The following is a 15,944-nucleotide window of genomic DNA, read 5'->3' on the forward strand; positions in this document are numbered from 1 at the left end:
TTTGATAACCTCCCCAACTTAACCGAATAGCGTTCCGACTGGTTCGCCTGCTAAAATTTGAAAAATAATTGTGGGATCCGCACCATTGGCTAAAATCATTTGACCATTCGCATCGATCATCCGTTCTGCCGCTTTTAGCTTAGTGACCATCCCACCAGTACCAAACCGACTGCCACTACCGCCAGCTAGCTTATAAGTATGTTGATCAACCTTCTCAATGTGCCCTAATAACTGGGCTCGGGCATCCGCATTGGGATTACCATCATAAAAGCCATCGATGTCGGATAGCATGATTAACAAATCCGCCCCGATATTCGTGGCCACGATTGCGGATAGTTGATCGTTATCACCGAACTTTGTTTCATGATCCAATTCATCGACCGCGACCGTATCATTTTCATTAACAATTGGGACCACGTTTTGTTTTAATAGCGCCTCAAATGTATTCAACACATTATGGTGACTCTTAGGATAAACAAAGATATCACGTGTTAATAACAACTGGCCAATTTTTTGTTCATAAATGGCGAAACGTTCTTTGTAAATCGAAATCAATTCAGTTTGCCCAATCGCCGCAATCGCCTGTTGTTCAGGAATTGCTTTTGGACGTTGCTTGAGTCCCATATAATTCAAGCCAACACCAATAGCCCCTGACGAAACCAAGACAACTTCACGCCCACGGTGTCGCATTGCGCTAATAACAAAGGCTAATTGATCGATTGCCCGTAAGTTGATCGATCCATCTGGATAAACTAGCGTGCTTGTCCCGACTTTAATCACGACTCGTTTAGCCTTTAGTTTTCGTATCACTTTCACTACTGCCACCAACTTCTCTAATTATTTTGTTTCACGTGAAACATCGGTCTGAACGTCCGTCTTCATATAATTAACGGCCTTGCGTAAATTAAAGTGAACGACACCGATATTAACTGCCAACACGATCAATAAAACCACAAATGCCAACAAAAACAGCACCTTATAAGACCAATTATCGATAATCACACCACCAAATAACGGCCCTAGCGAGCGCCCTAACGCACAAAAGGCTTGTACTAGTCCTTGGTAACGCCCCTTAGCACTAACTGGTGATAACTGACTCACTAGTGTTGGCATGGCTGGTGACCAAGTTGCTTCACCAATCGTCAATAAAATCATGGCAAAGATAAAGTGTGGGTAATCATGCGCAATCACAAGTGATAGAAATGATAAGCCCACGAATAGCATGCCGAAGAAAAATTGATTATATAAATTTTTAATCCGATTCCCCAGCAAACTTAAAATACTCTGAATAAGGACCAGTAAGCCCGCGTTGATTGTCCATAGAAAACTGTAATTCCGCAGCGGCATCCCCAAATTCGTCATGTAGACGGATAAATTGCTGACCCACTGTTCGTATAGCAACCAGATAATAAATAAACTAATAAAGAAGGTCCAGACAATGTGAAAATTGGCCCGTGGCAAGTGCACATCTTGTCCTTGGCGCGGATCAACCCCGGTCACGTTCGACGAATCCACATTGTATTCAAATAATGCAATAATCAAGAAAATCACGAAGAGGCTCGTGGTCATCGAGAATAGCAAGGCCATCCCCATGCTATACACGATACCAACCAGCATCGTGCCGAAAACAACTCCGAGATTGGCAGCGAGATACATCAACGTAAACGTTCGCCGCACTTTATCGCGGGGGACACTGGCAGCCAAAGCATTAAACATCGTATTTAGCCAGCCACTAGCAAACCCGGTCACGACTAACAACATCGGATACCACGGCCATCCATGAAAAAAGATCAGAGCAAAGTTCGCGAGGCCATTCAACGTGATTCCCATCAGTAACAGGTGATAAGGATTACCTCGATCAAATATACGCCCACCAATCGTACTTGCCAAAACGTTGGCAACTGAATTGAGCATCAGGACAATTCCAGTCTCCGTCAACGACTTACCTAACACATTGTGCATGTAGATCGTCGTTAACGGCCAAATGAAACTCATACCAATGTTATTCATAAACTGCCCGGCAATTAGCCACGGCGTTTTAATGAGTTGCTTTTGTGCCACGCCATCACCACCATTATTAAATCTGTCTACTTTTCATCATAGCAAAGTTTATTTAAAATAACAGGGACATTTATCTCACTAACTCATTATTATCACGGCCAAATTGGTGCATCAGCCCAACCAATTGGCGGAAAACAAGTAGCCTCGGCACGTGATAAACAAAAAATTCCTCTTAATTAGTTTAAGAGGAATTTGATAACAAATTTATTGATCGACTGCAATTAAGCTTGGGGATCCTGCGCATAAGAGACTGAGGAGAACTTATTAAATGGTTTCACAAATAATAGTTTGACCGTTCCCCGCGCCCCAGCACGGTTCTTTTCGATAATCACTTCAACTTCACCAACATCCTCAGAAGCATCTTCGTCCCGCGGATCGCCGCCATTAAAGTCACCACCGCCACCAAAATTACCGCCATCATCATCGTCGCCGCCTTCGCGATCATAATAATCTTCCCGGTATAGGAAGGCAACGATGTCAGCATCTTGTTCAATTGAACCCGATTCACGAATATCGGAAAGCACTGGCCGCTTATCTTGACGCTGTTCAACACCACGAGATAGCTGTGATAAGGCAATGACTGGAACACCTAGTTCCTTAGCCAGTTTCTTCATTTGCCGCGAAATTTCGGAAACTTCCTGTTGCCGACTTTCTGTGTTACTACCTTCGATCAGTTGCAAATAATCGACCACAATCAAGCCGAGGTTACCTTGCTCTTTCGCTAAGCGGCGACTTTTGGCCCGGATTTCTGACATCTTGATTCCGGGGGTATCGTCAATAAAAATACTAGCTTTAGACAAACTCCCCATGGCAACCACCAAGTGTTCCCACTCTTCTTCGTTCAGTTGCCCCGTCCGTAAATGCCCAGCGTCAATACTACCTTCTGCACACAGCATCCGGTTGACTAAGGATTCGGCACCCATTTCCAAACTGAAAATGGCCACTGTCGTATCCGTTTTAGTCGCCACATTTTGGGCAATATTCAGGACAAAGGCTGTCTTACCAACGGCTGGCCGGGCAGCCAAAATAATCAGATTATCCGGTTGTAAGCCGGCGGTCATTTTATCCAGCTCCGCAAAACCAGTCGGTAAACCGGTAATGTCATCATCATTTTGATACAAGCGGTCAATTTCTTCAATCGACGCGTTCAACACATCTGAAATCGACTTAAACCCACTCTGATTACGCTGTTCAGACACGTTCATAATGTCGCGTTCCGCGTCATCTAATAACGTGGTCACGTCATCATTTTCCGTATAGGCCTTTTGCGTAATCTCCGTGGCCGTCTTGATCAACCGCCGCACCGTCGCCTTTTGCGCCACAATCTTAGCATAGTAGCCAGCGTTAGCCGCAGTCGGTACGGACCCAGCTAATTCAGCAATGTAGCTCATCCCACCAACATCATCCAATTGATTTTGGGCCGTTAATAAATCACTAACGGTCACCGCATCAATAGCCTCGTCACGGTCATTTAAAGTCACCATGCTGGCAAAAATGATCTGATGTGCGCGCCGATAGAAATCTTGCGCTTCGACAAACTCCATCGCTTCCACGAGGGCGTCACTGTTTAAGAAAATAGCCCCCAAGACTGCCTTTTCAGCTTCAATATTTTGTGGTGGGGTTTGATCCAGCACATCGTTGTTCATTTGTGATCCGTCCTTTTACTTTTCGACAACGTGCACGCGAATTTTCGCCGTTACTTCTGGATGTAACTTAACGGGCACGTTTGTGTAACCTAATACCCGAATTGGTTCTGGTAATTCGATCTTGCGTTTATCAAGCTTAACTTGGTATTGGTCAGCTAACGCCGTTGCAATTTGTTTGCTAGGAATTGACCCAAACAACCGACCATCAGTACCAGCTTTGGCCTTCAATTCAACAACCGTTTCATCAGCTTCCAAAACTGTCTTGACTTGCTTAGCTTCGGCTAATTCCTCAGCGGCACGTGCTGCTTCAGACTTCTGTTCAGCCTTCAACGTATTGATTGCCGCTTTAGTGGCTTCCTTGGCCAATCCCTTTTTAATTAAAAAGTTCTGCGCGTAACCATCCGGGACATTCTTGATTTGGCCCCGCTTGCCCTTACCACGGACATCATTCAAAAAAATAACTTGCATTTAGACTCACTCCTAATTAGATTCTGTGGTCGGCTCATCAGTTGCCGTTAACAAATCAATCAACGATTGTTTGACGGCTTCAACTGACTGCCCTTCAATCTGGGTTGCAGCATTCGATAAATGACCGCCACCACCCAATTTTTCCATATAAACTTGTACGTTGATCTCGCCAAGTGATCGTGCCGAAATTCCGACCCGTCCATCTTCACGACGTGTAATCACGAATGATGCGTCGACACCAGACATAGATAATAGTGAATCAGCAGCTTGAGCCGCCGTTACTGGGTCATAGACCTGATCATCTTCACCAACACATAATGCCATATCCTGGTTAACAAATTCAACGGTTTCAATCAGATGATTGCGTTGTAGATAACTATCAACGTTCTCCTTCATAAATTGTTGAACGAGTAACGAGTCCGCACCGGCTGATCGTAGATAACTAGCAGCATCAAACGTCCGCGATCCTGATCGTAATGAAAACGACTTCGTATCGATAACGATTCCTGTCAACATTGCGGTTGCCTCAATCTTATTGATTGGTTCGGCATCGTGCGATTGATATTCAAACATCTCGGTAATCAGCTCACAAGTCGACGAAGCATACGGTTCAATATAAACCAAAACTGGGTTTTCTGGAAATTCTTCGCCCCGTCGATGGTGATCAATAATCATAACGCGATTTTCGAGCCGCTCATAAAGGGCCTGTGACATTGAAATACTTGGCTTAGAATGGTCAGCCATAATCAATAAACTTTGGTCAGTGGCCTTCTCAAGTGCTTCTTCCGGCGAGATAATCGCTGACTCGATGTTCTCATCAGACTTCAACTGGTCCAGTAAGCGCTGAATGTCTGAATGCACATTTTGCTCATCCAAGACGATCCAACACTGTTTACCATTCATTTCAGCAATTCGGCGAATCCCGAGACAGGCCCCAACGGCATCCATATCTGGTTGGCGGTGCCCCTGAACAAAGATCTGGTCAGATTGATTCATTAACTCTTGTAACGTCTGACTGATCATCCGGGCCCGTACCCGCGTCCGTTTTTCCATCGGGTTGGTTTTACCACCGTAGAAACGAGCAGGTTCGTCCTCAGACTTCACCACAACTTGGTCACCACCCCGCCCTAAGGCAAGGTCCATGTTACTCTGCGCTAAATCGGCCAAATTGTTCATGTTCCGTTCACCATAAGCAATCCCAATACTCAATGTTAGTGGGAAATTTTGCTTAGAAGTCGACTCCCGAATTCGATCTAAAATGCGAAATTTATTCTCTTCAACACGTCGTAAACTACTAGCATAGCCCAACAAGAAGAAGTGATCATCATCCAAGCGCTTCAGGTACATCCCAAACATCTGGGTCCACTTAGACAATTCATTGGTCACGTAATTGTTCAGGTTGGAAATATCCGTATCAGTCATCGACTGGGTGATTTCATCGTAATTATCCAAAAAGATTTGTCCAATCACGAGTTTTTCATCTTCGAATTGATCCGTCAGCTCAGCATACTTGGTCACATCCATCATATAGACCGTATTAGTGCTCTGCTGGACACGTACATCAAACTGGTAGTCTTGCCAACGAATCGTCGCGGGCTCGTCCAGATGAGCGTTCAGCGTCGCTGCCAGTGTTGGCTCAATATCTTCCAAGCGGTATCCTAAGACGTCCTTATCACCGAAATAGCGCTGAAGATAAGGATTGATCCATTCGATGGTCTGGTCGGAATTAAAAATCATTACTCCGATAGGCATCTGAATCAGTGCCTCTTGTTCGCCGCGCTTAATACGATACGACAAGTCTGAGATATATTCATTTGCACTCGAACTGAGCTCAATCAACGTATTATAAGATATCACCACAGCCATCACAATCAAGATGAGGACAACGGTCCCAAAAATCCAGTTCATTAAATAACCAGTGACGAGCATAATTAACGACAAGCTAAAAATAACCAACGCTAAGAGTCGTAACTGCTGATTTTGTAGGAAAAATGGAATTTTTTCACGCGAAAAGATCTTTTTCATATTAAAAATCCCTCAAGCCTTCTCAGTAATGACTATATTTTATCACAAACCACCGTCCGCTTCAGCGTTTCGTGTCAATCACCGTAAACGCTTCATTGAACGGCCACCACCCTATCTAGTCAAGTCAAGGGTAAATAAAAACCACAGAGCCGAAGTCTGTGGTTTTTGAATGACTAAAAATTAGTCTTCAGATACAAAGGCTAATAAGCCCATGATCCGTGCACGCTTGATGGCGATAGTTAAAGAACGTTGGTTCTTAGCACTAGTCCCCGTTACACGACGTGGCAAAATCTTCCCACGTTCTGAAATAAAGCGACGTAATAAGTCAGTATCTTTATAATCGATGTATTCGATATGGTTTGCGGCGATGAAGTCGACTTTACGACGACGACGGCCACCTCTTCTTTGTTGTGCCATTGATATTTCCCTCCTCGTTATCTGTCTAAGCAATTAGACTAGAATGGTAAATCATCATCCGAGATATCAATTTGATCGCCATTATTAGCGAATGGGTCAGCCTGATTATTGTTGTTAGCACTGCTTGATGGTGCCGCACTGCTAGCATTACCAGTATTACCATTACCAAATGGGTTATTGTTATTCGCTGATGATTGTTGAGGAGCCGCATTTTGGCCTTGATTACTATACCCATTATTATTGTTGTTGTAATTCGAATTACCATTGTTGTAATTGTTATTACCACTACCACCATTGGCAGACTGATGACGTTCAGACTCTGCCCGTGATTCTAATAATGAGAAGTTTTCAACGACAACTTCTGTAACGTAAACACGTACCCCTTGTTGGTTTTCGTAGTTCCGGGTTTGAATCCGGCCATCGATACCAACAAGTGAACCTTTATGAGTAAAGTTCGCAAAATTTTCAGCAGCTTTACGCCAAATGACGCAACTAATGAAATCTGCTTCACGTTCCCCATTTTGATTCGTGAATTGACGGTTTACGGCAATAGTGAACGTCGCGACGGCGGCACCACCATTCGTGTAACGTAATTCCGGATCTCTTGTCAGTCGGCCAACAAGAATTGTACGGTTAATCATGCAGAAGCGCTCCTCTCTTAAAATTAATTTTGTCTATTAGTCTTCGCGTTTAACGATCATGTGACGTAAAATGTCATCATTGATCTTTGAAAGACGGTCGAATTCGTTTAAAGCAGCATCGTCAGTTGCTGTTAAGTTAACGATATGGTAAGTACCTTCGTTAAAGCCACCGATTTCGTATGCGAAACGACGCTTTGACCAGTCTTTTGAATCAATTACTTGCGCACCGTTATCAGTTAAGATTTTGTCGAAACGATCAACTAAAGCTGTCTTGGCAGCATCGTCGATGTCGGGACGTACGATGTAAGTAATTTCATATTTCTTTGATTCACTCATGAAATTTGCACCTCCTTATGGACTTCAGGCCCTTCTTTTTGAAGAGCAAGGAAAGTAATCTAGCTAATGCTAGATACTCACGAATTTAAAGTATAGCATCTAAATCAGTTTGTTGCAAGGGTTGAAGCGGCCGACTGTTACAAAAAGATCCTGAATCCGTTACACCAATCAATTACGTCAATTGAGCGATATTTCATTTTATTTCCCGGGAAATATTTCTTTTTTCTGAAATTCTCCCCTTCGCTTACATTTTCCCACACCCACACAGCATTAATTTAAACCAAGTCGACGTCAGAATAACACGCACTGCTGTAATCCTCTCAATCGCACAAGCCAGTTTTGACCGCGTAAATCTAAAATTGCTTACTTCATGTTGTCCTCTCCCAATTTATCGGCATTTCTGCCAATCACCGGAAGATGACAGGACTAAGTGATGAGCCTCCAGCAGTCAAATTATTCTTCGCAGGAAGATTCTTTCTACCGGTTCAAAACAAGACTTTGGAGGCCAGAATAGGACCGATGACCGGTAAATCACACACGACCCGTTGCCAAAATAATTCTTGACTCGCATAAAAAAACAAGCGTGGTCGACAAGATTGTCGACCACGCTTGTTTTATCAATTTATTCGTTTGAATCGTTTGAATCAGTTGTTGGTTCTGTCGTAGTGGCATCGGCGTTGACGGTTTGATCGTCAACTGGTGCCTCAGTCGTTGCATCCGTTGCGACAGTCTCATCAACTTCTGGCTCTGGATCAACCTTGGCCATCGTTGCGACTTGACCATCATCGCCTAACCGCATGAGACGAACACCTAAGGTTGCCCGACCAGTCTGAGAAACGGTTGCGACATTGAAGCGAATCATGACCCCTTGGTTCGTCATTACCATGATATCTTCTTGACCATCAACCGTCGTCAAACCAGCTAAATGACCATTCTTCTCAGTCACGTTAGCGGTCTTGATTCCTTTGCCACCACGCCCCTTAATTGGGTAATCGGCAGCTGGCGTTTGTTTCCCATAACCCTTTTCCGTGATGATGAAGACGTTGCTGTCGGGCTTCAAAACGTCAAAGCCAATCACAAAGTCATCATCGCGTAAGCGAATCCCGCGAACCCCAGAAGCCGTCCGGCCCATGGACCGCACCGTGGTTTCGTCGAAACTGACAGCATAACCGTCGTGCGTCCCGATGATTATATTTTGGTGACCATCCGTGATTGTAACCCCGATTAATTCATCATCATCCTTAAGCGTAATGGCCTTCAAACCATTGCTTCGGATATTGGCAAATTCTTGAACTGGTGTCCGTTTGACAACCCCTTTAACGGTTGTAAAGAACAGGTAGTTATCAGAAGCGCTCGCGTCGCCCGTGACATTAACGACCGCCTGAATTTTTTCACCAGAATTGACTCCCAGTAAATTGATGACCGGGATTCCTTTGGCCGTACGACCGTATTCAGGAATCTCGTAAGCCTTCATCCGGTAAACTTTACCCGCATTAGTGAAAAAGAGTAGGACATCATGGGTCGACGTCGTCAGTAGATGTTCAATAAAGTCATCATCATGGACGTCCATCCCTTGAATCCCACGACCACCACGGTGTTGCGACTTAAATTCAGTCGTTGGTAACCGTTTGATGTAGCCATTGTGAGTTAAGGTAACAGCCACTTCTTCTTCTTCGATCAAGTCTTCATCTTCAATACTGAGGACTTCACCGACCATCAATTCGGTCCGACGCTTATCACCAAACTTACGTTGAATTTCCATTAATTCTTCGTAAATAATTTGGTTGATACGATCCTTGCTAGCTAAGATTTCTTTGTAGTCAGCAATGGCTTTCAATAAGTCCTGGTATTCACTCTCGATCTTTTCACGTTCCAAACCAGTTAACCGGACTAACCGCATATCAAGAATGGCTTGTGCCTGCTTATCAGACAAGCCGTAATTATCCATCAATTGGTTCTTCGCAATTTCACTCGTTTGTGATTGACGAATAATCGCAATGATTTCATCAATGTGATCAAGGGCAATCCGTAAGCCTTCAAGAATATGGGCCCGTGCTTGGGCTTTCTTCAAGTCAAACTCAGTCCGACGCCGAATCACGTCTTCTTGGTGTTCCAGGTAATAGATTAAGATTTGCTTTAAGCTTAAGACTTTTGGAGCACCCTTAACGATGGCTAACATGTTAAAGCCAAAGTTAGTCTGCATCAATGTCATCTTGTAAAGGTTATTCAAGATAACCGAGGCGCTGGCGTCCCGCCGAACATCAATGACGATCCGCATCCCTTCACGGTCACTTTCATCATTGATATCAGTGATACCTTCAATTTCCTTGTCTCGAGCTAAACCAGCAATCCGTTCGATCAATTTAGCTTTATTGACCATATATGGTAATTCGGTCACGATAATTCGTTGCTTACCATTCTTTTGGTCTTGAATATCGACCTTCGCACGAACAATAATGTTCCCACGACCAGTCTGGTAAGCCTTACGAATACCGGACTTTCCCATTACGATCCCGCCAGTTGGAAAATCTGGTCCAGGTAAGACTTCCATCAAGTCAGCAACTGTTGCATCAGGATTATCCATCAACAGGTGGATTGCTGAAATGACTTCCGCTAAGTTATGTGGCGGAATGTTTGTTGTCATCCCAACAGCAATCCCAGTGGCACCGTTAACGAGTAAGTTCGGGAAACGTGCTGGTAAGACTGCTGGTTCCCGTTCTGTATCATCATAGTTTGGTTGCCAATCAACGGTATCCTTGTTAATATCGCGGAGCATTTCAACCGCAATCTTACTCATCCGGGCTTCGGTATACCGCATCGCGGCAGCCCCGTCACCATCGACAGAACCGAAGTTCCCGTGACCATCCACTAACATGTAGCGATAGCTAAAGTCTTGGGCCATCCGCACCATTGACTCATAAATTGCGGAGTCACCATGGGGATGATACTTCCCCATAACATCCCCAACAATCCGGGCCGACTTCTTATACGGCTTATCCGGCGTCACACCTAATTCACTCATACCGTAAAGAATCCGCCGGTGCACTGGCTTTAACCCATCACGTACGTCCGGCAGTGCCCGTGCCACGATAACACTCATGGCATAGCTTAAGAATGACGTTCGCATGGTCTTCGAAAGGTTCACATCCGAAATACGATTGTTCGATAAATCTGAATCAGCCAAAATATTCGTCCTCCTTCATCCGTTTTGCCGCTATTAAAGCTTGATTAAGCTTTACATGTCTCAAGTAAAAGTCGCCATTAAGACAACCGTCGTGCCATTACGACCCTAAGTCTGATTAACAGCTTGCGCCTCAGTTCTTAGGTCAAAATGACTAAACTGACACACTAAACATCCAGATCCTGGACGAACTTGGCATTATCTTCAATAAATTCTCGCCGTGGTTTGACTTGGTCCCCCATCAACATCGAGAAGACCCCATCGGCATCCGCAGCGTCTTCATCACGAACCCGTAATAGGCGCCGCTTGTCTGGATCCATGGTCGTTTCCCATAATTGTTCCGCGTCCATTTCACCAAGCCCCTTGTACCGTTGAACAACTGGTTTCGGTGATGGTGCCAATTGCCCCATGACCTCACTCAATTCTTCATCTGAATCAATATACTTCACAAATTTACCTTGCCGGACTTGGTACAACGGTGGTTGAGCGATGTACACAAAGCCAGCGTCAACTAATGGCCGCATGTACCGGTAAAACAACGTCAATAACAAGGTCCGAATATGTGCCCCATCGACATCGGCATCAGTCATGATAATTAATTTGTGATAATTGGCTTTGCTCAAGTCGAAGTCACCACCGAAGCCAGTTCCCATTGCCGTAAACAATGACCGGATTTCTTCATTGGCTAAAATCTTATCAATGCTGGCCTTTTCAACGTTCAAAATTTTACCCCGAATCGGTAAAATCGCTTGCGTCAACCGGGAACGTCCCTGCTTAGCCGACCCACCGGCAGAATCCCCTTCGACAATGAACAACTCACTAATTTCAGGGTCTTTACTACTATTGTCCGCCAACTTACCTGGTAAATTACTAATTTCCAAGCCACTCTTTTTTCGCGTAACTTCCCGCGCACGCTTAGCAGCGACCCGGGCCTTGGATGCAAGTAACCCTTTGTCGACCACTTTACGGGCAACACTTGGGTTTTCCATCAAGTACTTGCTAAAGTGTTCTGAGAATAACCGGTCAACTGCTGCCCGAGCATCGGAATTACCAAGTTTCGTCTTCGTTTGACCTTCAAATTGAGGATCCGGATGCTTGACGCTGACAACAGCCGTCATCCCTTCACGAACATCTTCGCCAGATAGGTTCGCATCGCTTTCCTTCAACAAGTTATTCTTACGAGCATAGTCGTTGATGACCCGCGTCAAAGCACGTTTGAAACCTTCTTCATGCGTCCCACCTTCGTACGTATGAATATTGTTGGTGAAGGTCATCAAATTACTGTGGTAGTCGTCAGTATATTGCAACGCAACTTCTACCGTAATCCCATTCTGTTCCCCTTCCACATAAATCGGTTCTGGAAATAGAACGGTCTTATTCTTATCTAGATATTCAACATAGTGACGAATCCCACCTTCGTAGAGAAAGTCATCTTCAGTGGGTTCATCAGGGCGATTATCCCGAATCGTGATCCGTAATCCCTTATTTAAGAAAGCGAGTTCGCGAATCCGAGTCGTCAAAATATTAATGTCATAGGTGGTCGTTTCCCGGAAAATATCAGGATCCGGAACAAAATGAACCGCCGTACCATGAGCATCATCAGGCGCATCACCAATGATCTTCATCGGTGTTTTAACCTTTCCACGTTCAAAGTCCATGTAATAAACATGACCATTCCGAGTTACTTTGACGTCCAGGGTCGATGATAAGGCGTTAACAACGGAAGCCCCGACCCCGTGAAGACCACCAGAGACTTTATAACCGCCACCACCGAATTTACCACCGGCATGTAAAATCGTATAAACCGTTTCAAGCGCTGGTTTACCCGTTTTTTCTTGAATATCAACAGGAATCCCACGACCGTTATCAGTAACCGTAATACTATTATCCTTTTCAACGGTCACGTGGATCACGTTTGCAAACCCTGCTAGGGCTTCATCAATTCCGTTATCAACAATTTCCCAAACTAAGTGGTGGAGTCCTTGGCTACTCGTCGTACCGATATACATTCCGGGACGTTTCCGGACAGCTTCTAAACCTTCCAAAACTTGAATTTGACTAGCATCATATTCGCGAGCCTGTTCAAGTTTGGTTTCTTTTTCGTTTTCGGTCAATGCGGTTCCTCCTCATGTAAAGTGCCATGGCTAACTTCAAATACTTTTGGCGCATTAATTAATTTGCGGGCCACCCCGTCAAGACTTGGCGTGGTTAAAAAGGTCTGCACTTTATCTTGGATCGCTGTCAGCAGATGAGTCTGCCGTGCAGCGTCTAATTCTGATAAGACATCGTCTAATAATAAGACCGGGTACTCGCCCGTCTCAGCTTTCATCAGATCAATTTCAGCAAGCTTAACGGACAAAGCAGTTGTACGCTGTTGGCCTTGGGAGCCAAAAGTCTGCACATTTTTGCCGTTAACACCAAATTGTAAATCATCGCGATGAGGACCTAATAAAGTCGTCCCTTGAAAAATTTCTTTGGCTTGTTGTTGCTGATATAAGGCCTGTAGCGTTTGATAAATGTGATCGACCGACGTCTGGTCGGCAGTTGGCACTTGAGTGACATAGTGAAACGTTAATTGTTCCTGTTCTTGCGTAATCTCGCTGTGAACAGCTTGCGCCCATTTCTCAAGTTGCTGCAACAGTTGTAGTCGTTTATGGATGATTTCCGCACCAAATGCAGCCAATTGATCCGACAAGACACCCAAATAAACCTTATCCTTGGCCTGCTGCCGATTTAATTGCCGTAAGTATTGATTACGTTGTTTTAAAATCGTGCGATACTGACTTAGGTTATAGAGGTATTTAGGGCTCATCTGACCAAATTCCATATCCATAAACCGACGGCGAACCGCGGGTGCCCCTTTAACGATGGATAAATCTTCAGGTGCAAACACTATCACGTTCAAATTTCCGACGTACTGGGATAATTTGGCTTGCTCAAGATGATTGACTTTCGCTCGCTTGCCCCGCCGCCCCAATTCAAGTTCCAAGGGGACAGCACCGGTACTTTTATGTAACCGGCCTTGCAACGTTGCCGTGGTGGTTTGCCACCGAATTAATTCCTTATCGTTAGCGGTGCGGTGACTACGCGTTAACGCCAACACATAAATGGCTTCCAACAGGTTCGTCTTTCCCTGCGCATTTTCACCTAATAGAACATTAACGCCCTGACTAAAATTAATGGTCAAATCCGCGTAGTTCCGAAAATCATGCAAGACTAAGTTTTCTAAGTACATCTAATCAGTCGTTTCTTGATTTGAGCGAATAAAAAATGACCCGTTGTCTTCAACTTCAATCGTATCGCCTGGATAAAGTTTCCGACCCCGCCGATCATCTGGTTCACCATTAACTAACACGGTTGTTTCTTTTAAGAACCACTTCGCCTGACCACCCGATCCAATGATGGCCGTTTCTTTTAAGAGTTGCCCCAACGTCATATATGGGGTTTTAATATCTATTGGCTGTTTCACAATGTCACCTGCCTATCTGATTACAAGCTATTAAACGACTGTCTGGCGTGCTACACACACTCCTAACAGGTTATATTATACTTGTTTTTTGATGAAAATTCAATTTATAACCGCACTCAGAGCCATTTTAAGACGATTTAGGGCTTTTTAATATCGGGATACTAGCCTAGGGGTAAATTTGCTGAAATTCCCTAATTTTGCGGATTTTAATAAAATATCTTGTTTTTTACCTATAAAAATTGGCTAAAGCCAGCATTCATTATCTGAAAGCGAGCGTTTGTAGCAACGAGTGCAAGGACTGGGGTTCATCAGATGGTGGGATTTTAGTAGGGCAACATCGATAGTTAGCGTGATAATTCACCAGCAGCTAATATAATATGCATAAGTTAAAACTTCAAAAGTTACATCATTGCTATTGCCTATTCATTACCCCATCTTTAGCTAGTTTTAGCCGTCATAAAAGGCCCGCATTTCACGGTGAAATGCGGGCCTTTTATTTAGAATTGTATATTTATTCAGCTAATTAAAACGTTCGAACTGGTGTAATCAACTGAATAAAGTTTTCGCCTTCTTCAGTTGGCACTAAAGTGAATGGCCGCAATGCCATCGTGAATGAGATTTTAATCATAGCTTGCCCAAACGAACGTAACGCTTCTTTCATGTAGTCTGGGTTAAACGAAATTTCAAGTTCGTCACCTGACAAATCAGTGGGCTGTAGTTGTTCCGTTACTTCCCCGACATCTGGTGAGTTACCGAAAATCGTAATCGTTTTGTCCGTTGGGTTAACGGAGAAGCGAACCACATTATTGCGACTTTCGTGTGATAACAGGGATGCCCGTTCAATTGCTGCTGAAAGTGCGGGTGCTGAAATTTCAACAGTCGTATTAGATTCTTTAGGAATCAGCCGTGACGTGTCGGGATAATTTCCTTCGAGTAAGCGAGAATAGAAGGACGTATTCCCCAGCACAAATAGGACTTGGTTTTCTGATAACCGCATCTGCACGTCAGGATTATTGTCGCCGATCATCCGAGATAATTCTGTCAAACTTTTACCAGGAATGATTACATCATAATTGGCATTATTGGCTTCTGGCAACTTGATCCGGCGTTGACTTAGGCGGTGTGAATCGGTTGCGACCGCTAAGAACTCACCGTTAGCTAAGATAAAATGAACCCCGGTCAGGATTGGCCGACTTTCCTGATTGGAAACGGCAATAACGGTCTGACCAATCAACTCTTTAAGTACATCACCAGCTAACGTGATGGTATTAGTCGTATCAATTTCAGGTAAGTGTGGGTAGTTTTCAGGGTCTAAGCCGTTGATTGTAAAGGAAGCGGCTCCTGAAGTAATTTGTGTTTGAAAACCGTCGACCACGTTAACAGTCATGGTGTCTTCTGGTAATTTTTTTACGATTTCACTAAAGAAACGGGCAGGTAAAACGATTGAACCGGCATCTTCAACGACTAACGTATTGTTGTCATCACTTGCTGGAATGGTGGTTTCAATAGAAATATCAGCATCACTACCAGTTAAGGTAATAGCGTCAGTATTAACGTCAAGTTTAAGACCAGTCAAAATTGGAATGGTCGTTTTTGAAGAAATGGCCCGTTGGACGTTATTTAATTCTTTGATGAAGGCAGATCGATTGATCGTGAATTTCATAAGTTAATCCCCTCTTTATTCTAGCGACGGGCACTAG

13 protein-coding genes are annotated in these 15,944 nt (G+C 44.2%); all 13 read right to left on the minus strand.

Translation table 11 applies throughout. The annotated features are described in order from the left end of the window. Positions 1 to 18: 18 nt before the first annotated feature. The gene (proB, locus tag ACWQAU_RS02140; RefSeq protein WP_003643611.1) at positions 19 to 816 is read right to left on the minus strand and encodes a glutamate 5-kinase; all 798 of its coding nucleotides are present in this window, start codon (positions 814 to 816) and stop codon (positions 19 to 21) included. 21 nt (positions 817 to 837) lie between these two features. After that, positions 838 to 2,061 carry an MDR family MFS transporter gene (locus ACWQAU_RS02145; protein ID WP_003641639.1) on the minus strand — a complete coding sequence of 408 codons (1,224 nt, stop codon included), beginning with the start codon at positions 2,059 to 2,061 and terminating at the stop codon, positions 838 to 840. A gap of 221 nt (positions 2,062 to 2,282) precedes the next feature. After that, positions 2,283 to 3,707, minus strand: coding sequence for a replicative DNA helicase (dnaB, locus tag ACWQAU_RS02150; RefSeq protein WP_003641638.1), 1,425 nt, complete (start codon positions 3,705 to 3,707; stop codon positions 2,283 to 2,285). 15 nt (positions 3,708 to 3,722) lie between these two features. Continuing rightward, a complete protein-coding gene (gene rplI, locus ACWQAU_RS02155; protein ID WP_003641637.1) occupies positions 3,723 to 4,175 on the minus strand; it encodes a 50S ribosomal protein L9 in 453 nt (150 codons plus the stop codon). 12 nt (positions 4,176 to 4,187) lie between these two features. Further along, positions 4,188 to 6,200, minus strand: a complete 2,013-nt coding sequence (locus ACWQAU_RS02160) for a DHH family phosphoesterase (RefSeq protein WP_003643610.1) — start codon at positions 6,198 to 6,200, stop codon at positions 4,188 to 4,190. A 180-nt stretch (positions 6,201 to 6,380) separates the two neighbouring features. Further along, positions 6,381 to 6,617, minus strand: coding sequence for a 30S ribosomal protein S18 (rpsR, locus tag ACWQAU_RS02165; protein ID WP_003641635.1), 237 nt, complete (start codon positions 6,615 to 6,617; stop codon positions 6,381 to 6,383). Between the two features lie 38 nt (positions 6,618 to 6,655). Continuing rightward, positions 6,656 to 7,258 carry a single-stranded DNA-binding protein gene (gene ssb / locus ACWQAU_RS02170; RefSeq protein WP_003641634.1) on the minus strand — a complete coding sequence of 201 codons (603 nt, stop codon included), beginning with the start codon at positions 7,256 to 7,258 and terminating at the stop codon, positions 6,656 to 6,658. 36 nt (positions 7,259 to 7,294) lie between these two features. Beyond that, positions 7,295 to 7,594, minus strand: a complete 300-nt coding sequence (gene rpsF / locus ACWQAU_RS02175; RefSeq protein ID WP_003637271.1) for a 30S ribosomal protein S6 — start codon at positions 7,592 to 7,594, stop codon at positions 7,295 to 7,297. Between the two features lie 622 nt (positions 7,595 to 8,216). Continuing rightward, a complete protein-coding gene (gyrA, locus tag ACWQAU_RS02180; protein ID WP_079111760.1) occupies positions 8,217 to 10,778 on the minus strand; it encodes a DNA gyrase subunit A in 2,562 nt (853 codons plus the stop codon). Positions 10,779 to 10,942: 164 nt separating this feature from the next. Beyond that, on the minus strand, positions 10,943 to 12,889 hold the full coding sequence (gene gyrB / locus ACWQAU_RS02185) for a DNA topoisomerase (ATP-hydrolyzing) subunit B (RefSeq protein WP_003641632.1): 1,947 nt from the start codon (positions 12,887 to 12,889) through the stop codon (positions 10,943 to 10,945). Beyond that, entirely contained in the window at positions 12,886 to 14,010 is a 1,125-nt protein-coding gene (gene recF, locus ACWQAU_RS02190) for a DNA replication/repair protein RecF (protein ID WP_003641631.1), read from the minus strand. Before recF ends, gyrB begins: the two co-directional genes overlap by 4 nt. Continuing rightward, positions 14,011 to 14,244: a S4 domain-containing protein YaaA gene (gene yaaA / locus ACWQAU_RS02195; protein WP_003641630.1), complete on the minus strand. Its 234-nt coding sequence runs from the start codon at positions 14,242 to 14,244 to the stop codon at positions 14,011 to 14,013. Positions 14,245 to 14,767: 523 nt separating this feature from the next. Beyond that, positions 14,768 to 15,907: a DNA polymerase III subunit beta gene (dnaN, locus tag ACWQAU_RS02200; protein ID WP_003641629.1), complete on the minus strand. Its 1,140-nt coding sequence runs from the start codon at positions 15,905 to 15,907 to the stop codon at positions 14,768 to 14,770. Between the last annotated feature and the right edge of the window lie 37 nt (positions 15,908 to 15,944).

The sequence above is a fragment of the Lactiplantibacillus sp. 3062 genome, from assembly GCF_055413545.1.

Excerpts from the sequence above, each read along its gene's own strand:
- rpsR (WP_003641635.1), bottom strand. The coding sequence starts at position 6,617 with ATGGCACAACAAAGAAGAGGTGGCCGTCGTCGTCGTAAAGTCGACTTC.
- dnaB (WP_003641638.1), bottom strand. The coding sequence starts at position 3,707 with ATGAACAACGATGTGCTGGATCAAACCCCACCACAAAATATTGAAGCT.
- dnaN (WP_003641629.1), bottom strand. The coding sequence starts at position 15,907 with ATGAAATTCACGATCAATCGATCTGCCTTCATCAAAGAATTAAATAAC.
- rpsF (WP_003637271.1), bottom strand. The coding sequence starts at position 7,594 with ATGAGTGAATCAAAGAAATATGAAATTACTTACATCGTACGTCCCGAC.
- ACWQAU_RS02160 (WP_003643610.1), bottom strand. The coding sequence starts at position 6,200 with ATGAAAAAGATCTTTTCGCGTGAAAAAATTCCATTTTTCCTACAAAAT.
- rplI (WP_003641637.1), bottom strand. The coding sequence starts at position 4,175 with ATGCAAGTTATTTTTTTGAATGATGTCCGTGGTAAGGGCAAGCGGGGC.
- ssb (WP_003641634.1), bottom strand. The coding sequence starts at position 7,258 with ATGATTAACCGTACAATTCTTGTTGGCCGACTGACAAGAGATCCGGAA.
- recF (WP_003641631.1), bottom strand. The coding sequence starts at position 14,010 with ATGTACTTAGAAAACTTAGTCTTGCATGATTTTCGGAACTACGCGGAT.